This window comes from Pseudomonas viciae, assembly GCF_004786035.1.
Classification (GTDB): Bacteria; Pseudomonadota; Gammaproteobacteria; order Pseudomonadales; family Pseudomonadaceae; genus Aquipseudomonas; species Aquipseudomonas viciae.
The window spans coordinates 34,029-54,835 of the sequence record NZ_CP035088.1 but is presented as its reverse complement, the minus strand read 5'-3'; the positions used below and the strand labels follow the sequence as shown (position 1 = coordinate 54,835).

18 protein-coding genes are annotated in these 20,807 nt (G+C 60.4%); 5 read left to right on the top strand and 13 right to left on the bottom strand.

From position 1 onward, the window contains the following. Nucleotides 1–12: 12 nt before the first annotated feature. The 5 genes from EPZ47_RS00250 to EPZ47_RS00230 all read right to left on the bottom strand — a co-directional run bounded on the left by EPZ47_RS00250 (nt 13) and on the right by EPZ47_RS00230 (nt 4,487). Nucleotides 13–1,242 (bottom strand): nucleoside recognition domain-containing protein, encoded by a 1,230-nt coding sequence (locus EPZ47_RS00250; RefSeq protein ID WP_135843004.1) that lies wholly within the window; start codon nt 1,240–1,242, stop codon nt 13–15. A 213-nt stretch (nt 1,243–1,455) separates the two neighbouring features. Continuing rightward, nucleotides 1,456–2,787 carry a glutamate/aspartate:proton symporter GltP gene (gltP, locus tag EPZ47_RS00245; RefSeq protein ID WP_135843003.1) on the bottom strand — a complete coding sequence of 444 codons (1,332 nt, stop codon included), beginning with the start codon at nt 2,785–2,787 and terminating at the stop codon, nt 1,456–1,458. Between the two features lie 700 nt (nt 2,788–3,487). Next, nucleotides 3,488–3,952: an inhibitor of vertebrate lysozyme family protein gene (locus tag EPZ47_RS00240; RefSeq protein ID WP_135843002.1), complete on the bottom strand. Its 465-nt coding sequence runs from the start codon at nt 3,950–3,952 to the stop codon at nt 3,488–3,490. A gap of 2 nt (nt 3,953–3,954) precedes the next feature. Continuing rightward, on the bottom strand, nt 3,955–4,119 hold the full coding sequence (locus EPZ47_RS00235; RefSeq protein WP_003177151.1) for a DUF1328 domain-containing protein: 165 nt from the start codon (nt 4,117–4,119) through the stop codon (nt 3,955–3,957). Nucleotides 4,120–4,199: 80 nt separating this feature from the next. Then, nucleotides 4,200–4,487 carry a hypothetical protein gene (locus tag EPZ47_RS00230; protein ID WP_135843001.1) on the bottom strand — a complete coding sequence of 96 codons (288 nt, stop codon included), beginning with the start codon at nt 4,485–4,487 and terminating at the stop codon, nt 4,200–4,202. A gap of 434 nt (nt 4,488–4,921) precedes the next feature. Here EPZ47_RS00230 and algB point away from each other — a divergent pair, with 434 nt between their 5' ends. Beyond that, nucleotides 4,922–6,268, top strand: coding sequence for a sigma-54-dependent response regulator transcription factor AlgB (gene algB, locus EPZ47_RS00225; RefSeq protein ID WP_135843000.1), 1,347 nt, complete (start codon nt 4,922–4,924; stop codon nt 6,266–6,268). Between the two features lie 10 nt (nt 6,269–6,278). Then, complete coding sequence (locus tag EPZ47_RS00220) at nt 6,279–8,069, top strand: ATP-binding protein (protein ID WP_135842999.1); 1,791 nt, start codon at nt 6,279–6,281, stop codon at nt 8,067–8,069. A 6-nt stretch (nt 8,070–8,075) separates the two neighbouring features. On the opposite strand, the gene EPZ47_RS00215 is transcribed toward EPZ47_RS00220, so the two are convergent. The 7 genes from EPZ47_RS00215 to EPZ47_RS00185 form a co-directional block, all read right to left on the bottom strand. After that, the gene (locus EPZ47_RS00215; RefSeq protein WP_135847925.1) at nt 8,076–9,689 is read right to left on the bottom strand and encodes an EAL domain-containing protein; all 1,614 of its coding nucleotides are present in this window, start codon (nt 9,687–9,689) and stop codon (nt 8,076–8,078) included. Between the two features lie 75 nt (nt 9,690–9,764). Beyond that, complete coding sequence (locus EPZ47_RS00210; protein WP_135842998.1) at nt 9,765–10,544, bottom strand: N-acetylmuramoyl-L-alanine amidase; 780 nt, start codon at nt 10,542–10,544, stop codon at nt 9,765–9,767. A 105-nt stretch (nt 10,545–10,649) separates the two neighbouring features. Next, the gene (locus EPZ47_RS00205) at nt 10,650–12,695 is read right to left on the bottom strand and encodes a GGDEF domain-containing protein (protein WP_135842997.1); all 2,046 of its coding nucleotides are present in this window, start codon (nt 12,693–12,695) and stop codon (nt 10,650–10,652) included. Then, the gene (locus tag EPZ47_RS00200) at nt 12,692–13,570 is read right to left on the bottom strand and encodes an endonuclease/exonuclease/phosphatase family protein (RefSeq protein WP_135842996.1); all 879 of its coding nucleotides are present in this window, start codon (nt 13,568–13,570) and stop codon (nt 12,692–12,694) included. Before EPZ47_RS00200 ends, EPZ47_RS00205 begins: the two co-directional genes overlap by 4 nt. A gap of 15 nt (nt 13,571–13,585) precedes the next feature. Then, complete coding sequence (locus tag EPZ47_RS00195; protein WP_135842995.1) at nt 13,586–14,230, bottom strand: thiol:disulfide interchange protein DsbA/DsbL; 645 nt, start codon at nt 14,228–14,230, stop codon at nt 13,586–13,588. A 199-nt stretch (nt 14,231–14,429) separates the two neighbouring features. Further along, nucleotides 14,430–15,041 (bottom strand): c-type cytochrome, encoded by a 612-nt coding sequence (locus EPZ47_RS00190; RefSeq protein WP_135842994.1) that lies wholly within the window; start codon nt 15,039–15,041, stop codon nt 14,430–14,432. 46 nt (nt 15,042–15,087) lie between these two features. Continuing rightward, nucleotides 15,088–15,378 (bottom strand): c-type cytochrome, encoded by a 291-nt coding sequence (locus tag EPZ47_RS00185; protein WP_003196231.1) that lies wholly within the window; start codon nt 15,376–15,378, stop codon nt 15,088–15,090. Nucleotides 15,379–15,569: 191 nt separating this feature from the next. Between EPZ47_RS00185 and yihA the strand changes: the two genes are divergently transcribed. Continuing rightward, on the top strand, nt 15,570–16,211 hold the full coding sequence (gene yihA / locus EPZ47_RS00180; RefSeq protein ID WP_135842993.1) for a ribosome biogenesis GTP-binding protein YihA/YsxC: 642 nt from the start codon (nt 15,570–15,572) through the stop codon (nt 16,209–16,211). 393 nt (nt 16,212–16,604) lie between these two features. Here yihA and polA read toward each other — a convergent pair whose 3' ends face one another. Further along, nucleotides 16,605–19,373, bottom strand: coding sequence for a DNA polymerase I (gene polA, locus EPZ47_RS00175; RefSeq protein ID WP_135842992.1), 2,769 nt, complete (start codon nt 19,371–19,373; stop codon nt 16,605–16,607). Between the two features lie 74 nt (nt 19,374–19,447). Here polA and EPZ47_RS00170 point away from each other — a divergent pair, with 74 nt between their 5' ends. Beyond that, nucleotides 19,448–19,738 (top strand): DUF2782 domain-containing protein, encoded by a 291-nt coding sequence (locus tag EPZ47_RS00170; RefSeq protein WP_135842991.1) that lies wholly within the window; start codon nt 19,448–19,450, stop codon nt 19,736–19,738. Between the two features lie 60 nt (nt 19,739–19,798). Beyond that, on the top strand, nt 19,799–20,749 hold the full coding sequence (locus EPZ47_RS00165; protein WP_135842990.1) for a homoserine kinase: 951 nt from the start codon (nt 19,799–19,801) through the stop codon (nt 20,747–20,749). Nucleotides 20,750–20,807: the final 58 nt, after the last annotated feature.

The following is a 20,807-nucleotide window of genomic DNA, read 5'->3' as shown; positions in this document are numbered from 1 at the left end:
TCTGGGCCAAGGTTAACCAAAGAACCAGTAGCAAACGCCGATCGCCCCCAGGACCCCGGCCAATTCGGCCAGCAGCGCGCAACCCACCGCATGCCGCGCCCGCTGAATCCCCACGGCGCCGAAATACACCGCCAACACATAGAACGTGGTTTCGGTACTGCCCTGAATGGTCGCCGCCACCAGGGCCGGGAAGCTGTCCACTCCAGAGGTTTTCATGGTTTCGATCAGCATCGCCCGGGCGGCGCTGCCGGAGAACGGCTTGACCATCGCGGTCGGCAAGGCATCGACGAAACGCGTGTCCAGGCCAGCCCACTGCACCAGGTGCCGGATGCCGTCCAGGCCAAAATCCAGCGCGCCCGAGGCTCGCAACACTCCCACGGCGCAGAGCATTGCCACCAGGTACGGCAGCAAGCTCTTGGCGACGTCGAAACCTTCCTTGGCGCCCTCGATGAAGGCCTCATACACCTTGACCTTGCGCAGGGCGCCCACCACCAGGAACAGCATGATCAAGCCGAACAGCGTCAGGTTGCCGAGGATCGATGACAGTCCCGCCAGGGCCGTGGCCGAGAGCGTCGCCAGCAGCGCCATGAAGCCACCCAGCACCAACGCACCCGGAATCAGGTAGGCCAACACCACCGGGTCCCAGAGGCGCAGGCGTTGCATGAACGCCACCGACAGCAGCCCCACCAGGGTCGAGCAACTGGTGGCGAGCAGGATCGGCAGGAACACCAGGGTCGGGTCCGGCGCGCCTTGCTGGGCGCGGTACATGAAGATCGTCACCGGCAGCAGTGTCAGCGACGAGGCGTTGAGCACCAGGAACAGGATCTGCGCATTGCTGGCGATGGTCGGGCTGGGGTTGAGGTCTTGCAGGGCGCGCATGGCCTTCAGGCCGATGGGGGTGGCCGCGTTATCCAGCCCCAGGCCGTTGGCGGCGAAGTTGAGGGTGATCAGACCAATCGCCGGATGGCCGGCCGGGACTTCCGGCATCAAGCGCAAGAACAGCGGGCCGAGGGCCTTGGCCAGCCAGTCGACGATGCCGGCTTTTTCGGCGATCCGCAGGAACCCCAGCCACAGGGTCAAGGTGCCGAACAGTAGGACCATCACCTCCACCGACAGCTTGGCCATGGCGAAAATGCTTTCCACCATGGCGGCGAAGATTCCGGCATTGCCACCGATCAACCACTGCGCCAGCGCCGATACGGCTGCCACGATAAAGAAGCCAAGCCACAGGCCATTGAGCATCGGTTAAATCCCCCGGAAGATGCGCGAATGATAGCGGGGCTGGCAGAAACGACAAACCCCGGATTTCTCCGGGGTTTGTTTGCTGCTTCAGGGAATCACAGAGATCCTTGTGGGAGCCGAGCTTGCTCGCGATGGGGGAGTGTCAGCCGACATCAATGCTGACTGATCCAACGCCATCGCGAGCAAGCTCAGCTCCCACAGGGGGCATGTGTGTCAGCGGCTGGAAACTTCCCCCGCTGGCAGCGGCTCTTTGCTGCGCCAGTGTGGCAAGGAGTTCCAGTAGCGCTGGCCCTTGGCATCGTCGTACATGCCTTCCCAGCGGGCGATGACCAGCACGGCCAGGGCGTTACCAATGACGTTCAGCGCGGTACGGGCCATGTCCATGATCCGGTCGACACCAGCGATGAAGGCCAGGCCTTCCAGTGGAATACCCACACTGCCCAAGGTGGCCAGCAGCACCACGAAGGACACGCCCGGCACGCCGGCGATGCCTTTGGAGGTCACCATCAAGGTCAGCACCAGCAGCAATTGCTGGCTGATGGACAGGTCGATGCCGTACAGCTGGGCGATGAAAATCGCCGCGATGCTTTGGTACAGAGTCGAGCCGTCGAGGTTGAACGAATAGCCGGTAGGCACTACGAAGCTGCAAATGGCTTTCGGCGCGCCGTAGGCTTCCATCTTCTCGATCACGCGCGGCAGCACGGTTTCGGAGCTGGCGGTGGAGTAGGCCAGCACCAGCTCATCCTTGAAGATACGCATCAGCTTGATCACCGAGAAGCCGAACAGGCGGGCGATCAGGCCCAACACCACGAAGGCGAAGAAGGCGATGGCGACGTAAACCAGGATCACCAGTTTTGCCAGTGGCAGCAGGGACGCGAAACCGAAGTTGGCGACGGTCACCGCGATCAGTGCGAACACGCCGATCGGGGCATACTGCATGATCATGTGGGTGACCTTGAACATACTCTCCGACACGCCCTGGAACATTTTCACCAGCGGCTCGCGCAGGTCCGATTGCAGGCTGGACAGACCCAGGCCGAACAGGACGGAGAAGAAAATGATCGGCAGCATCTCGCCACGGGCCACCGCTGCAAAGATGTTCGACGGGATCAGATTGAGAATGGTCTGGATAAACGCATGTTCATGCTGGACTTCGGCGGCTGTGGCCTGGTACTTGGAAATATCCACCGTCCCCAGGGTGCTCATGTCGATACCGCTGCCCGGCTGGAAGAAGTTGGCCAGCAACAGGCCAACAACGATGGCGATGGTGGTGACGATTTCGAAGTAGAGAATGGTCTTGAGACCGATACGCCCGAGCTTCTTGGCATCACCGACCCCGGCAATGCCGACGATCAGCGAGGAAATCACGATCGGGATCACGATCATCTTGATCAGACGGATAAAGATATCGCCTGCCGGTTGCAACACGTTGCTGATCCACCAAGCCTTCTCGGCACTGAAATGGTTAAGCAGCGCGCCCAGTGCAATCCCGAGCACCAGACCGATGAGGATCTGCCAGGCGAGGCTTAATTTTGCCTTCTTCATATCATTACCCTTACTTCAGTTGGACTCGGGCAGTGACACGAACCGATCGCCGATGACGATAAATTCGCGCCGCTGCCCCCGTATAAGGTCACCCCGAGCGCGCATTGGCGGCTTACTGGCGGGCGAAAAAAGGCGCAACTATTGCGATGCAAGGGAGGGCCGTCTAATGCCGTAAACGCCTACCCTATGCCGAATCGGCATGAGATTTCAAAAACAAAACACACGTCGCAGCGGTTTCGAATACGCCATTCAAGCAGGCATAAGCGCCGTGAACCGGCCATTTCAGCGTAGTGGGACTTGCTTTCTCAAGTGTGCGCAATCGCCGCAACGCAGGCGAGTCGCAGCGCGAATCCGCGGAGAAATGGTGGGTGCATTCTCCGACATACGGCCAGGCACGGGGGATAAATCGAGGGTGGGGAGACGATATGCCGCATCAAGCAAGCGGGCCCGGATCAAATCAGCGAGCCGCTCTGGCACAAGCATTTTGTAACATAAGCCCTGCGCAGGTTCGCCAAGCCATGGTGACTTTGCGAACCTGCGTCGCGGCTTTTACCTGACCCGGCCCTTTCGCAGGCACCCCTTGTGCCCGTAGGTCACTCCGACCCTGATCGGTCAGAACGTCCCGGCCCCCTGGTCATGCATCGACCCTCCTCGGGCCGTGCAAAAGAGAAAAGCAGGGCGCTTTTCTCGTTTTCGAACATCAGTACCAGTTCGGATCTTTCTTGAGTTGTTCCATTAACAGTTTCTGCATACCTTCATCAGGCTTGCCGAGGAAACGGTAGTCTGCGTGACGGGTCGGCGACTTGTCGGCCGGCAGTCCGGCCGGGACTTCGACCAACATGGCGTAGGCCTCATCCTTATCAAAACTGAAGGCGACTATCAGGCGTTTACTGCGGCACGTCGCCTGGGTTTCGCACAACGGGCCCACCAGATACTTGTCGCCATCTTCCTCGACCGCGTTCATCTGCTCCGAATCGCCGGACAGGTTCATCACCCATTCCGGCAAGCGTTCTTCTTTTTTCACAACGTGCTGCCAGGTGTCGCGATATTGCGGGTCGGCTTCAAGTAACTGGTTGGCCCGCATCTGCCCATCGTTGGCAGCCATTGCCATGGCACTGCCGCCCAACAGCAGGGCGGCGGCCAGTCCTTTAAATGAAGCGCTCATGGTCAGCCTCGACCGCGACGGCCAAAGAAGAAGGAGGCGATGAACATCACCAGGAACACGACAAAGAGAATTTTGGCGATGCCCGTGGCGGTGCCTGCGATACCACCGAAGCCCAGTACTGCGGCGATGATGGCAATGATCAGGAAAGTAATTGCCCAGCTCAACATGGTGATTCTCCTTACGCTTTTCTATTTAGTTAGGGTCTGGCAGCGATGGTTCCGACGCGCTAGACGGCCGGTCCATCAAGTTAAAACACCCAGCGCTCCTGACGAGGCGTATCAGCCACAGGCTGTGCCTGATCGACATCCATCATCCGCATCGAAGCGGAAATTTCCGACAGGCTGCCGACGGCGCTGAAATGGGTTTGCGGAGCACGTTGAACCGACACCAGAGGTGCCTCGGGCTGTTGGCTCTGATGCCAGAGCAGCAATTGCTGCCCCACGAAAAGGGTCAACAGCAACGCCACCACGGCCCACAGAATCTGCTGGACGTGCAGGGAAGAGATTCGAAACTGGGCGGCACTATGACGATTCATCCTGGAATTCCTCCCCACCCGAGTGGTGATCTGGTTCAGGCGCCTTAGCGCCACGTTGATCGGATCATTGCAGTCGTCGTGCCAGAATTTTGTCAGAAAAAATATGTTTTAAATCAGCGAGTTATATCTGCTGCGTAAAACGCTGAGGGCGCATCCTGCACGATGGCCTTCAAGGCAGTCGTGCGTATTGCACGAACGAAGCGAAGGGGGGGTATTTGATTTTTTTGAATGGCCCGTCGAAAACCAATGTCGGAATGAGCAAACCGAACCGTCCGAGACGGATGTCAGACAAAAAAAGGAACTCAAATCAACCTTTTAGGAGTCAGACGTCTACAGGGAGGTTCTCGGTGGGTAATATCCCCTCAGAAACGACCATGCAACTTGCCCGATTTTTCTGACACTAACCATCATCATTCATTAAGGAGCGTAGGAAAATGGAATCTGCCACCGAGCACCAAGGCCGCATTCTGCTGGTAGACGATGAGTCCGCCATCCTGCGTACATTCCGTTACTGCCTGGAAGACGAAGGCTACACGGTCGCTACCGCCAACAGCGCCGCCCAGGCCGATACCCTGCTGCAGCGCCAGGTGTTCGACCTGTGCTTTCTCGACCTGCGCCTGGGCGAGGACAACGGGCTCGATGTCCTGGCGCAAATGCGTATCCAGGCGCCCTGGATGCGGGTGGTGATCGTCACCGCCCACTCGGCGGTCGACACCGCCGTCGACGCCATCCAGGCCGGCGCCGCCGATTATCTGGTCAAGCCGTGCAGCCCGGATCAATTGCGCCTGGCCACCGCCAAGCAATTGGAGGTGCGCCAGTTATCGGCAAGGCTCGAAGCCCTCGAAGGGGAGGTGCGCAAACCCAAGGATGGCCTCGACTCCCACAGCCCGGCGATGAAAGTCGTCCTGGAAACGGCTCGCCAGGTCGCCAGCACCGACGCCAACATCCTGATTCTCGGCGAGTCCGGCACCGGCAAGGGCGAGTTGGCCCGGGCGATCCACGGCTGGAGCAAGCGGGCGAAAAAATCCTGCGTCACCATCAATTGCCCATCGCTGACCGCTGAGTTGATGGAAAGCGAATTGTTCGGTCACAGCCGCGGCGCGTTTACCGGTGCCAGCGAGAGCACCCTGGGTCGCGTCAATCAGGCTGATGGCGGCACGCTGTTTCTCGACGAGATCGGCGATTTTCCCCTGACGTTACAACCAAAGTTGTTGCGCTTCATTCAAGACAAGGAATATGAACGGGTAGGGGATCCGGTGACACGCCGCGCCGATGTACGGATTCTCGCGGCCACAAACCTCAATCTGGAAGACATGGTGCGTGACGGGCGTTTTCGCGAAGACCTGCTGTATCGCCTGAACGTCATTACCCTGCATCTGCCACCGCTGCGCGAGCGTACCGAAGACATCCTGACCCTGGCCGATCGTTTCCTGGCGCGTTTCGTCAAGGAGTACGCGCGCCCGGCCCGGGGTTTCAGCGACGAGGCTCGCGAAGCGCTGCTAGGCTATCGCTGGCCGGGCAATATCCGGGAGCTGCGGAACGTGGTCGAGCGGGCCAGCATTATCTGTCCACAGGAAAAAGTCGAAATCAGTCACCTGGGCATGGCCGAGCAACCGGTTAACAATGCGCCACGAATCGGCGCCGCGCTGAGCCTCGATGAACTGGAGAAGGCTCATATCGGCGCTGTGTTGGCCACGGCCGACACCCTTGACCAGGCGGCCAAGACCTTGGGTATCGATGCGTCCACGCTGTATCGCAAACGCAAGCAGTACAACCTGTGAGCGACACCTTATGAAACTGGCGATGAAGCTGCGCACCCGACTGTTTCTCAGCATCTCGGCCCTGATCACCGTGGCATTGCTGGGGTTGGTGCTGGGTCTGGTCAGCGTGATGCAAATGGCCGACACCCAGGAACAATCGGTACGCGACAACTTCATCCTGCTGGACCTGGGCCTCAAGCTGCGCCAGACGCTCGGCGACCAGTTGATGATCATGCTCGACGACAAACCCGATCTGGCTGCGCTGGAGGCATCCAAGCGGCAATATTTCGGTTTGCTTGAGGAGGGCATCGCCCATGAGCAGGGGCTGGCCGGCTCGGTCGAGAACTTCACCAAGGCCAAAGCCGACTACATCAATTTTCTTGAAGCCTTCACCGCGTCTCGCCAGCAGCCGGCCCAAATCACCGGTATCCAGGACCTCACCGAAAAATTCAATGTTCTGCGCAGTGGCCTGATCGAGGGCTATCGGCAGGCGTTGAACAACATCAGTGAAACCCAAAACCGCGCCCGCGAACGCGCGTTGTTGATTTCCGGACTGCTGGGCCTGGTGGGATTGGCCGTATTGATCATCGGCTTCGTCACGGCCCACGGGATCGCCCGCCGCTTCGGGGCGCCGATCGAGGCACTGGCGGCAGCCGCAGATAACATCGGCCAGGGCAATTTCGAGGTGACGCTACCTGTTTCCTCCGCCGCTGAGCTGAACCTGCTGACACGTCGCTTCGGCGTCATGGCCCAGGCCCTGCGTGAGCACCAGGCTACCAATGTCGACGAATTGCTCGCCGGCCAGCAACGCTTGCAAGCCGTACTGGACAGCATCGACGACGGCCTGCTGATGATCGACCGCCAAGGCCACCTGGAACACCTCAACCCCGTGGCCCAGCGTCAATTGGGCTGGGATGAGGAGCGCCTGGGCCTGGGATTGGGCGAGGCGCTGGGACGCCTTGAACTGGATGAAGAACTGCAACTGGTCCTGCGCGGCGGAACCCAGGAGCGGGCGCCGGACGATTTGAACATCGAGGTGGATGGCGAGTCGCGGGTGCTGACTTACAGCCTCACACCGGTCAGCCATACCCAGGGCCACATCCTCGGCGCCGTGATGGTGCTGCACGATGTCACCGAACAGCGCGCTTTTGAGCGGGTGCGCAGTGAATTCGTGTTGCGCGCTTCCCATGAGCTGCGCACCCCGGTCACCGGCATGCACATGGCATTCGGCCTGTTGCAGGAGCGTGTGCATTTCGCTGAAGAATCCCGCGAGGCCGACCTGCTCAACACCGTCAATGAAGAAATGCAGCGTCTGATGCAGCTCATCAATGACCTGCTGAACTTCTCTCGCTACCAGAACGGTCTGCAAAAGCTGACCCTGGCCCCTTGTTCCATCGACGATCTACTCGAAGCGGCCCGGTTGCGGTTCGCCGCGCAAGCCGAGGCCAAGGGCATCGAATTGCTCGTGGCGATCCAAGGCCCGCTGCCACACCTGCATGCCGACGCTGCACAGCTGGATCGGGTACTGGATAACCTGATCGACAATGCCATGCGTCACACTGGCGACAACGGCCAGATCCGTCTGCAGGCCCGACGCCACGGCGAACGGGTGATCATCAGTGTCGAAGACAACGGTGAAGGCATTGCCTACAGCCAGCAGGGACGGATTTTCGAACCGTTCGTCCAGGTCGGACGCAAGAAGGGCGGCGCGGGCCTCGGCTTGGCGTTGTGCAAGGAGATCGTCCAGCTCCACGGCGGGCGCATGGGCGTCTATTCAAGGCCGGGGCAGGGTACGCAGTTCTACATGGCACTGGCGGTCTGAAGGGGCTCAGGCTTCGTCATCCAGGCGTCGCCCGCGCAGGCGTCGGCCGCGGGTAATCAGTTCGATGAGCTGCACCGCACTGAGTGCATGGGCAAACAACCAACCCTGCCCAAACTTCACCCCTTCGCTGCTCAAATAGGAGGCTTGGGCTTCATGCTCGATGCCTTCGGCGATCACCTTGAGCTGCAGCGCGTGGGCCATGCGAATGATGTGCGGGGCCACGCCACTGCTGGCGGCATCGTGGCCCAAGGCGTCAATGAACGCCTTGTCGATTTTCAGGCAATCCACCGGCAGGGTTTGCAGATAAGCCAGGCTGCAATAACCGGTGCCGAAGTCGTCGATCAGTACCTGATGCCCGACGTCGCGCAGCGATTGCAGGTTATCCCGGGCGACCAATACATCGACCAGCCCACGCTCGGTCACTTCGAAAGCAATCTGCCGGGCAGACACCCGGTGCAGCGCCAGCAGGCGGGCGATCACCTCGCCGATACGCGGCACCATCACATCGCACGCGGCCAGATTCACCGAGATGTACAGTTGCGGATTCGCCCGCAATAACTGACCCAATTGATCAAACAGCCGCTGCAGCACGAAATCGGTGATCTGGCGGATCTGCCCGGTGTTCTCTGCCATCGGGATAAACAAATCCGGGCTGGTCAGGGTACCGTCCGGTCGTCTCCAGCGCAGCAAGGCTTCGGCGCCGACGCAGTTGCGGCTGCTCAAGTCGAAAATCGGCTGGTACAGCACCTGCAACTCTCCACGCCGGATGGCGCCGTGCAATTCGGCGTCCATGGACTGACGCTGGCGCGCCAGCAGGAATACCTGAAACCCGATCCCCAAGCCCAGTGCCAGGCTGATGGGCAGCATCCACCAGGCATTGGCCGGAATCTGGAAACCGTTGCGCTGAGCGATCAGGACCAGTTGATATTCCGGGCTGTCGGTCGGCATCCGATAGATCAACCGGTTCTGCGTCACTTGCAAGGCATTGCGGCTTTTCGGTGGCCAGGGCTCGGCCGGCGGCCAGTACTGGTCGGTCCCCAGCACGGGAATGGCTCGTTCACCGCGATCCAGGACGACCAGCAAGCTGCTGCCCGGCGGTAAATCGACCACATCGGTCAAATGCCCGCGAGAAGTGGCCACCCGAAAGTTGCCACTCCCCAGCATCAATGCGGCACGATCTTCGTCGGGTTCTTTGGTGGTGTTGAGCCAGTAATTGTAGGTCGGCCCGCGGATGTCGGGCGGGCGGGTCACTGACAACCCGCTCTGGTGCGGACGATTGGAACAGACGCCGCTGCCGTCGATGTACACCGCTTCGTAGACGAAGCGGTAGTTGAAGCTGACCTGTCGCAACGTCGCGATCATGTCATCGTCGCATCCGCGCAACGGCTGGTTTCGCAGATCGTCGAGACTTTCGCGCAATTGTCCGAAGAGTTGCTCCAACCTTTGCAGAAAACGCTCGCCCTGGGCATTCATCTGATCGCTTTCACGCTGTTGGATCTGCTGCATCACCACAGCCAGACTCCCCGCCAGCAACAGCACCGTACTCAAGGCAGCCGCCATCATCGCCAGAAAAAGAGGGCGATGGAGCCAGCTCTGCAAGGTTTCGCGGGCAGCCGTCATCATGGGTAATCCGAAAGTTACCAATGAGTTATAGCTTCTGATTTGAATTTGGCCCTGATAGTCAGACGGGCGTCATTATTTTGTCTGGTTGAGGACCTGCAGAATCGCCGCGCTCTGCGCGTCCGGCGTACCGTCGAAACGGCTCGGCCGATAGTGCATCTGGAAAGCGGCCAGCACATGGTGGGTGGCCACATCCCATTCGCCGGTCTGGGGCGTCGGGTAGCCGAGGCGGGCCAGTTCGGTCTGGAACCAACTGGCGCTCGGCAACTGCGCAGCGAATATGGCCTGCTGGCGTGCCACAGCCTGTTCGTCGGGCCAGAAGCCAACGCCGGCTTCTGCCAACCGCTTCCAAGGGAACAAGGGCCCCGGGTCGAGCTTGCGCAAGGGGGCGATGTCGCTGTGGCCGATGATGTTGCGCGGGTTGATCGCGTTACGCTGGGTGATGTCCTTGAGCAACACAATCAAGGCTTGGACCTGAGCTTCGCTGTAGGGGTACCAGAGGCGCCCGTTGGGCGTATCGATGAAACCTGGATTGACGATTTCAATGCCGATGGAGCTGGAGTTGAGCCAGGTCCGTCCATCCCATTCGCTTTCCCCGGCGTGCCAGGCGCGCCGGTTTTCATCCACCAGCTTATAAATAGTGGCGCGTTCATCGTCGCCGATCAGGTAATGGGCACTGACTTCGCCATGGGTCAGCAGCGCCAGGGATCGCTCGAGGGACGCCGAGGTGTAATGCACCACCACGAATTGGATACGGTTGTCCTGATTGACTGAAGGGTGACGGGTATCGAGCCGGGGGCCGCTCGCGCAACCGGCCAGAACCAGCAAGGAGAGAATGAGCGAACAAAATTTCATGATGGAATGCGTTACGCGCTGGCGAATAATGCAACAGTGTAACGTATCGCCTCGCGAATGATCTGGCTCACGCGGCAATATTAAACAAAATGGAACAATTGGCTTTCAGCCCAGCTCCACGCGGTTACGCCCGGCATTTTTTGCCCGATAGAGCGCCTGATCGGCTCTCTTGAGCACCAGATCGCTGCGTTCTCCGGGTTTGAAGGCGGTCATGCCTATGGACATCGTGACCGTCACCGGCTCGCCCTTGAAATGGAACGGGCAGACTTCGATGGCGGCGCGCAAGGCCTCCGCCAACTGGGCGCCAGCCGCCAGGGGCGTATCGGGCACCAACAGGACAAACTCCTCCCCGCCGAAGCGGGCAATGAAGTCGCCACCTCGCAACCGTCTACGCAGGACCGAAGCGATGAGTTTCAACACCCGGTCACCGGCCAGGTGGCCGTAGTTATCGTTGATTCGCTTGAAATGATCGAGGTCGAGCATGGCCAGCAACAGGCTATTACCGTGCTGTTGCCACTGGACGACTTCATGTTCGAGGCGCTCGGACCAGGCGGCGCGGTTAGGCAACCCGGTGAGTGGATCGACCAGCGCTTTTTGTCGCTGTTCTTCGAGATTGTCGCGCACGACCTGGGCATCCTGCTCCATCAGCGCGACGCGTTCGGCCAGGCTTTTGAGGCGTTCCGAGACTTCCTGCTCACGTAGATCGCGCTGCTTCTGGTGCTGGTCCATGGTGCCGAGCAAGCCTTCGAGGTGGTTCTCCAGCACTTGCTTGAGGCTCTCCAGATCATCCGCTTGCTGGACACTGCTTTGCAGGCCATCAACCTGTTCGCGAATCTGCGTGTCCATGTCCCTGGAGGCCGACAGATTGTCGGCATGGTCTTCGCTAGCCGCCCGCAGGCTGTTCTGGAACGACTCAAGTCGATCATTGAGCCGCTGCAGGTAAGCTTCGAACTCATGCTGGCCGCTGTCGGTGATTGCCAGCATGAGTACCGCCAGATCATCGAGGATCGGCAGCAACTCGTACCAGTTCAAGCCATTTCGCAGCCGCTCACGCATGGCCTCGGCTTGGGGCCGATGACGCTCGGGCAGGGTCAGGTCGCCCAGCAGGCCCAGCAGGGTGTCTTCAATATGCCGGGCCACCGAGCTGTAGGACGGCTCCGGTGAGTCGGGCAGGGCGTAATGGGCATCAACCGTCGGATCGAGGGCGACCGGGGGCTCGTCGGATTCTGCAGCGGGGTTGGATGTCGTGGGCGGGGGCTGTGGCGGCTCCTGCGGCATCAGCTCGTCAGGATTCTCGAGCGTAGGGACCGGTACTGCGGGTTCATCGGGGGCCGATGCCGGCTCGGTTGTTTCGTCCGGTTCGCTGATCGGCTGAACAATTTCGGCAGCAGGTGTTGGAGCGGGCTCGTCCATTGGCGGAATGAAGGCGACCGGTCCAGGGGGCGTCTCCACGATTGGCACTTGCTCCACCACGGGGACTGGGGCTGGGGCTGGCGTTGGTGCCGGTGCCGGTGCTACGGATGCTGCCTCGGTTTCGGGTATTGCGGGCGTTGGCAGTGCCGGCTTTGGCATGAGCGCCACACCGCCCTGGGTAGCTTCGTGCGGCAGGGGCGCGGCTTCTTCGTGGCCCTGGCCGCCAAACAGCCGCTGTAGCAGACCGGGCCGACTCGGTTCAGTGGGCGCTTCCAGCGCGCTCAGTGCCTTGCCTTGCAGGCCGCTCAATTCGCTGAGCAGCAGCGGCATCTCCCGGGCCTGGCCAACTCGGTCTTCCAACTGCTTGGAGAACTTTTTCAGTGGCCGGCTGACTTCCTTCGGCAGCGGCAGGGTCTGCAACTGTGCGACCAGGGTCGTCAACGCAGTGTTTATCTGCTCGACCCGAGTCTCGCGGCGCTGCTCGGAATCGAGTACGGCTTTTTCCAGGCGCGGCAACAGGGCGGCGAGGGCGGCATCCATGTCATTGGTGCGCACCACCTCGCGCATTTCTTTCATGCATTCATCAACTGCCCGATCAGTGCCCTCGGCGGCCAGGGAACTGCGCACCAGGCCACGACGCAGCAAGTCCAGCCGAGCATCCCAGCGGCGCTCGAGCTTTTCATGCTGTTCAATGCTCTTGAGGTACTTCTCTCTCCAGCGGTCGGCGTCGTCGCTCATTCATCGGATCCACAAGGGGCAGGACTCAGCGCGGGAAATGCGTCAGCCGTGAGCGAACCCGGCAAACGAATTTCAACCGCGACAGGCAGGTGATCGGAGATAGGCTGGGCCAGCACCTCGACGCGTTCGAGGGTCAGGGTCGGGCTCAGCAGAATATGGTCCAGGCAGCGCTGCGGGCGCCAGCTGGGGAAGGTCGCTTCCAGTTGCGGAGCGAGCAGACCGAGATCGCGCAGGGGCGACGTTTGCAGCAAATCGCTGGCATGGGTGTTCATGTCGCCCATCAGCACCTGATGCTTGTATCCGCCGATCAGCTCGCGGATATAGGCCAGCTGCATGGTCCGGGTACGAGCGCCGAGGGCCAGGTGCATCATCACCACGACCAAGGCCTCCGGACCTTCGCCAAAACGCGCCAGGATCGCGCCACGCCCCTTGGGGCCCGGCAGTGGATGGTCTTCGATCGCCCACGGTCGCAAACGACTCAACACGCCATTGCTGTGTTGACCGAGGCGACCGAGGTTACGGTTGAGTTGCTGGTACCAGTAGGGAAAAGCGCCCAGTTGGGCCAAGTGTTCCACCTGATTGACGTAGCCTGACCTCAGGCTCCCGCCGTCGGCTTCTTGCAGGGCCACCAGGTCGAAATCCTTCAACAGGTCGCCGATTTTCTGCAGGTTACCGGCGCGCCCGGTGTGCGGCAGCAAATGTTGCCAGCCGCGGGTCAGGTAATGCCGGTAGCGCTCGGTGCTGATACCCACTTGGATGTTGAAGCTGAGCAGCCGCAGACGGTTGTCGGCAGGCAGGCCCGTGGACGTGACATGATGCTCGTTGACCTGCGGTTCATGCAGACCAACGATGCGTTCGGTACTCCAGCGGGCCATGGGCGTGAGCCGCGCTTAGTTGGCGGCAGCCTTGGGGGCCGCTCGCTCTTTGGCGATCAGTTGGTCGGCCAGTTGCAGCGCTTGTTCGGCACCGCCGGCAGAGCCGATGTCAAAGCGGTATTTGCCGTTGACGATCATAGTTGGTACGCCAGTGATTTCGTACTTCTTCGCCAGCTCCCGGGCCTGTTTGATCTTACCCTGGATGGCAAAGGAGTCGAAGGTGGCGAGGAACTTGTCTTTATCGACGCCTTGGGTGGCGAGGAAGTCAGCCATGTCTTCTTTCTTGACCAGTTTTTTGCCTTCTTTCTGGATCGCGTTGAAAACGGCGGCGTGAACCTTGTGCTCGACGCCCATGGCTTCGAGGGTCAGGAACATTTGGCCGTGGGCGTCCCATGGGCCGCCGAACATCGCAGGAATGCGTACGAAGTTCACATCCTTAGGCAGTTTCTCGACCCATGGATTGATAACCGGCTCAAAAGCGTAGCAATGCGGGCAGCCATACCAGAACAGCTCCACCACTTCGATCTTGCCAGGCACCGCCACCGGAACGGGGTTGGCCAATTCGACGTAAGGGGCCTTCGATTCCTCGGCGTTGGCTTGGACGGCCACGCCGAATACGCTGGCGACGACGAGCGCGGCGCTGATGATCAGATTACGCATGCTTTACTCCTGGACAATGAGGGGACCTCGCGAGGTCTGTTTTTAAGACAGGCCGCGGCAGGTTCTAGTTCGTTAGTGTAACGGCAGCGGCCACAAAAAAGGGCGGCCAAAGCCACCCTTTTGATGCTCGCATCGAGAGATTAATCGAGCGTTAACGTTGCAAGAGGTGTGCACCCCTCGCAACGCCCGGCCAATGGCCTTAGTGCAGGCCCTGGATATAACTGGCCACTGCCGCGATCTCTTCATCGCTCAGTTTCTTGGCGATGCTTTGCATCGGCTTGGTATCGCCGTCGTTGGTCCGGCCGCTTTCTTCCTTGCGGAAATCGGTCAGTTGCTTGGCAACGTACTGGGCATGCTGGCCGCCCAGGTGCGGGAAGCCGGCTGCAGCGTTGCCTTTGCCGTCAGGCGAGTGGCAACCGGTGCAGGCTGGCAGCCCTTTGCTCAGGTCGCCACCACGAAACAGTGCTTCGCCCCGTGCCACGAGCTTCGGATCGGCGGCGCCGACGCTACCCTTCTGGCTGGCGAAATAAGCCGCAATGTCCGCCAGGTCCTGATCGTTCAGATTGTTCAGCAGGCCGGTCATTTCCAGCACGACACGCTTGCCGTCCTTGATGTCCTTCAACTGCTTGGTCAGGTAACGCTCGCCCTGGCCAGCCAGTTTCGGAAAGTTTGGCGCCATGCTGTTGCCATCCGGGCCATGGCAGGCCCCGCATACGGCCGCTTTAGCCTGACCGGCAGCGGCATCGCCAGCGGCGTGGGCTACACCGGATATCCCCAAGGTCAACAGCAGACTCACGATCAGTTTGTTCATCAGCTAATCCAACTACGGCTAAGGGTTAAAGAGTTATGGACCGGGTTCACTCGCTCATCCACTGGATGATGGCTCGGTAATCCTCGGCACTGCAGTCCATGCACAAACCACGCGGCGGCATCGCCTTGAAACCCTGGGTCACGTGTTGCACCAGCGTCTCCATACCTTTCGCCAACCTCGGCGTCCAAGCTTCCTGATCGCCCTTGCGGGGCGCCATGGGGAGTTGGCCGGAATGACAGGCACCACAAACACGGTTGTACACAGCTTCCGGATCCTGTGTAGCCTGAGCGCTGTAAAGCGGCATCAAGACACCGGCAGCTAGCAGCCATTTCGTCATAAAACGACCTTTTCAGGGTTGAGAGCGAGCTGCGTTCTAGTGCGCAATTTCGGTCGGTCGCTCCCGTGAGCTTCATCCTACGCTGGGACAAAGCGCACACAAAATCTGCGGCATTATATACTGGCGTCACTGAAACGGAAACGACACAGCTTGCCGCGTCCATTCCCGACGCCGCTCACATCGGAAATCCCATGCAACTGAAGAACCCCATCCTTGGCCTGTGCCAACAGTCCACCTTCATGCTCAGCGCTGCCAAAGTCGATCAATGCCCCGACGACGAAGGCTTTGAAGTGGCCTTTGCCGGACGTTCCAATGCCGGCAAATCCAGCGCGCTGAACACCTTGACCCATGCAAGCCTGGCGCGCACCTCGAAAACCCCGGGTCGCACACAGCTCTTGAACTTCTTCAAGCTAGACGAAGAACGCCGTTTGGTCGACCTGCCCGGTTACGGCTACGCGAAAGTACCGATCCCGCTCAAACAACACTGGCAGCGCCATCTGGAAGCCTACCTGGGCAGCCGCGAGAGTTTGAAAGGCTTGATTCTGATGATGGACATCCGCCATCCGATGACCGACTTCGACCTGCTGATGCTCGACTGGGCTGTCGCCAGCGGCATGCCGATGCACATCCTGCTGACCAAGGCAGATAAGCTCACCTACGGCGCAGCCAAGAACACCCTGCTCAAAGTGCAGTCGGAAATTCGCAAAGGGTGGGGCGAGACGATCACGATCCAGTTGTTCTCGGCGCCTAAGCGCATGGGCCTGGAAGAGGCCTACACTGTATTGGCCGACTGGATGGAATTGGCAGACAAGGGCAGCGAAGAGGCGGAATAAGCCAAATCGCAGGCAAAAAAAACCCCGGACTTCGTATGGGGAGGGGGAAGTTCGGGGTCCAAGTTCCGGACCGCTAGGGCGGGGTCCAGATATCTGCCAACACTTAACACAACATAGGAGCATTGAAGGGCTTCACCAGCCTTTCAGAATCTCTGAGTAGCAATTCACCGGTTTAGTTCAGATTATTTTTGGAAATAGCCTTAGGCGTTTTCCGAACTAATGGCACCGCGCCCGGAATTGCGGTGATGCACTGTGGCGAGGGAGCTTGCTCCCGCTGGCCTGCGAAGCAGGCCCCAGCATTCTTCCAGGCAGACCCCATTGCCCGCCTTTGCGACTGCTGTGCAGCCGAGCGGGAGCAAGCTCCCTCGCCACAAAAGCCCTCGGGCTTGGGAGTCAGTGGGCCTCATCCCAGTTATTGCCCACACCCACTTCCACCAGCAGCGGCACATCCAGCGTGGCGGCGGCGCTCATGTGCTGGCGAATTTCCTCGCGCACCTGGTCGACCAGATCCTCGCGCACTTCCAGCACCAATTCGTCGTGTACCTGCAGGATGACTTTGGCATCCAACCCTGACGCGCTCAGCCAGCGGTCCACCGCCACCATGGCTTTCTTGATGATGTCGGCGGCGGTGCCTTGCATCGGCGCGTTGATCGCCGTGCGCTCGGCGCCTTTGCGCAGGGCCGGGTTTTTCGCGTTGATGTCCGGCAGGTACAACCGACGACCGAATATGGTTTCGACGAAACCCTGCTCGGCTGCCTGGGCGCGGGTGCGCTCCATGTAGGCCAGCACACCCGGGTAGCGCGCGAAGTAGCGGTCGATGTAAGCCTGGGACTGCTTGCGATCAACGCCGATCTGCTTGGCCAGGCCAAAGGCGCTCATGCCATAGATCAAGCCGAAGTTGATCGCCTTGGCGCTGCGCCGCTGGTCGTGGGTGACGGCCTCCAGCTCAACGCCGAATACCTCGGCGGCCGTGGCCCGGTGCACGTCCAGATCATTGCGAAACGCATGGAGCAGACCTTCATCCTTGGCCAGGTGCGCCATGATCCGCAATTCGATCTGCGAGTAGTCCGCCGCCAACAGCTTGTAGCCTTTGGGCGCGACGAATGCCTGGCGAATGCGCCGGCCTTCGGCAGTGCGAATCGGAATGTTCTGCAGGTTCGGGTCGATGGACGACAGTCGCCCGGTCGCGGCGACGGCTTGCTGGTAATTGGTATGGACGCGGCCGGTGCGGCTGTTGATCTGCTCCGGCAGACGATCGGTGTAGGTGCTCTTGAGCTTGCTCAGCGAGCGGTACTGCATCAGCACCTTGGGCAGGGGGTAATCCTGCTCCGCCAGTTCGGCGAGCACCGCTTCGGCAGTAGACGCCTGGCCCTTGGCGGTTTTGCTGAGCACTGGCAAGCCGAGTTTTTCATACAGGATCACGCCCAACTGCTTCGGCGAGCCCAGGTTGAATTCCTCGCCGGCGATGGCAAACGCTTCACGCTCCAGCGCCACCAGTTTCTCGCCCAACTCGACACTCTGCACGCCCAGCAGGTTGGCATCGACCAGCGCACCCTGGCGCTCGATGCGTGCCAGGACCGGCATCAGCGGCATTTCGATTTCGGTGAGCACTTTGCCCAGGCTTGGCGTGGCGGCCAGTTTTTCCTGCAAGGCCTGGTGCAGGCGCAAGGTCACGTCGGCATCTTCAGCGGCGTAAGGACCGGCCAGTTCCAGGGATATCTGGTCAAAAGTCAGCTGTTTGACGCCTTTGCCGGCGATGTCCTGGAAATCGGTCTTGCTTTGGCCCAGGTACTTGAGCGCCAGGCTGTCCATGTCGTGACGGGTCGCCGTGGAGTCCAGTACGTAGGACTCGAGCATGGTGTCGAAGGCGATGCCTTGCACCAAAATGCCATTGTTCTGGTCACCGCCGATGGCGCAGTTGGCCAGGATGTTGGTTTCAAACTTGGCGTGCTGGCCGACCTTGAGCTTGTTCGGGTTTTCCAGCAACGGCTTGAGGGCCTTGAGCACCGTGTCGCGGTCCAGTTGCTCCGGCACGCCCATGTAGGAATGGGTCAGCGGGATGTAGGCGGCCTCAAACGGTGCAACGGCGAACGACAAGCCGACGAGCTGCGAATGTTGGGCATCGCCCCCGTTGGTTTCGGTGACGAAGGCAAACAGCGGCGCTTTATCGAGTTTGGCCAGCCAGGTATCGAAATGTGCCTGATCAAGGATGACCTCATATTTAGCCTCGGCGGCACCCGGCTGTTCGTCGCTGACTTCGACGATCTCCTGGCCGGAGCGCTTGGCGTCCCTCTGGTTGTCTTCGAACCAGCTCTTGAATTCCAGCAGGGTATACAGCTCGGCGAGTTTTTCGTGGTCCGGCTGGCCCATTTGCAGGTCGTCGAGGCCGACATCCAAAGGCACATCAGTCTTGATGGTCGCCAGCTCATAGGAAAGCAAAGCCATTTCCTTGTGCTCTTCGAGCTTGGCGGCCAGGGTCTTGGCGCCACGGATCGGCAACGTGGCGACGATGTCCAGTTGTGCGTACAGCTCGGTCAGACCGCCATTGACGCCCACCAGCAGACCAGACGCGGTCTTCGGCCCGATGCCCGGAACGCCCGGGATGTTGTCGGACGAATCGCCCATCAACGCCAGATAATCGATGATCTGCTCGGGAGCGACGCCAAACTTCTCCTTCACGCCAGCCACGTCCAGGGCGCTACCGGTCATGGTATTGACCAAGGTAATGTGCCCGTCGACCAGTTGCGCCATGTCTTTGTCGCCGGTGGAGATCACCACCGGACGATCGGCCGCCGCGCTGCTGCGGGCCAGGGTGCCGATCACGTCATCGGCCTCGACGTTGTCCACGCACAGCAGCGGGAAGCCCAGGGCCTTGACGCTGGCATGCAGCGGCTCGATCTGCACGCGCATGTCGTCGGGCATGCTCGGGCGGTTGGCCTTGTATTCGGCGTACAGCGCATCGCGAAACGTCCCACCCTTGGCGTCGAACACCACGGCGAACGGACTGTCCGGATACTGCTTGCGCAGGCTCTTGAGCATGTTCAGCACGCCCTTGACCGCACCGGTCGGCAGGCCTTTGGAAGTGGTCAGCGGTGGCAGCGCGTGAAAGGCGCGGTACAGATAAGAAGAACCGTCCACCAGGACGAGGGGTGCTTGGCTCATGAGCAGGATCAACCTTTTCGGCGGGTCCGGGGCTAGAATAGCGGGACCGTTGACGACAAAGGGACAAGGTTATCATGCGCACACTCAATCGCCTGTTACTGGCTGGCTTGTTTGCAACCGTTCCATTGGCCGTCATGGCCGCGGAGGATGCCCCCACCGCAGAGCCTGAGGTCACGATTCGCACGGAAGGGGATAAGGTCATTCAGGAATACCGCCAAAATGGTTTCCTGTATGCGATCAAGGTCACACCGAAGGGCGCACCGCCGTATTTTCTGGTGCGCGCAGACGGGACCGATGCAAACTTCATCCGCTCGGACCAGCCGGATATGCTAATTCCGTCCTGGAAAATCTTTGAGTGGAAGTAGTTTCCTAACTTTAATCGGCGCCGCTTCAATCGCGGCGCCCGAACTGAGCAGTTTTTAACCATGTCTGTGTTCACCCCCCTGGCTCGGCCCGAGCTGGAAACCTTTCTCGCCTCTTATGGGCTCGGCCGCCTGCTTGATTTCCAGGGGATCGCCGCTGGCAGCGAAAACACCAATTTTTTCATCAGCCTGGAGCAGGGCGAATTCGTCCTGACCCTGGTTGAGCGTGGCCCGGTGCAGGAAATGCCGTTCTTCATCGAACTGCTGGACGTGCTGCATGACGCCGACCTGCCGGTGCCTTACGCGTTGCGCACCACCGACGGCGTGGCGCTGCGGGAACTGGCGGGCAAACCGGCGCTGTTGCAACCGCGCCTGGCGGGCAAACACATCAAGCAGGCCAACGCGCAACATTGCGCCCAGGTCGGGGAGTTGCTGGCGCATCTGCACCTGGCAACCCGGGACAACATGATCAAGCGCAAGACCGATCGTGGCCTGGACTGGATGCAGGAGGAGGGCGCCAAGCTGCTGTCGCACCTCGACGCCGAGCCCCGCCGGCTACTTGAGGCCGCGCTGGATGAGATCGCCCGGCAGAAGGTCGGTATCCTGGCGCTGCCCCGGGCCAACATCCACGCGGATCTGTTCCGCGACAACGCGATGTTCGAAGGCACGCACCTGACCGGGTTGATCGACTTCTACAATGCCTGCTCCGGGCCGATGCTGTATGACGTCGCCATCGCCTTGAACGACTGGTGTTCGGATGACGACGGCGTGCTCGATGGCCCGCGGGCGCGGGCGTTGCTGGGGGCTTATGCGGCGCTACGACCGTTCACCGCCGCCGAAGCCGAGTTATGGCCGACGATGCTGCGCGTGGCGTGCGTGCGCTTCTGGTTGTCGCGGTTGATCGCCGCCGAGTCTTTCGCCGGACAGGATGTGTTGATTCACGATCCGATGGAGTTCCAGCAGCGGTTGGCGCAGCGGCAGACGGTTCACGCGTTGTTGCCTTTCGCCCTGTAACAACAGGCATGCGCGGAGCTGAATGCTCTTGTGGCGAGGGAGCAAGCTCCCTCGCCAC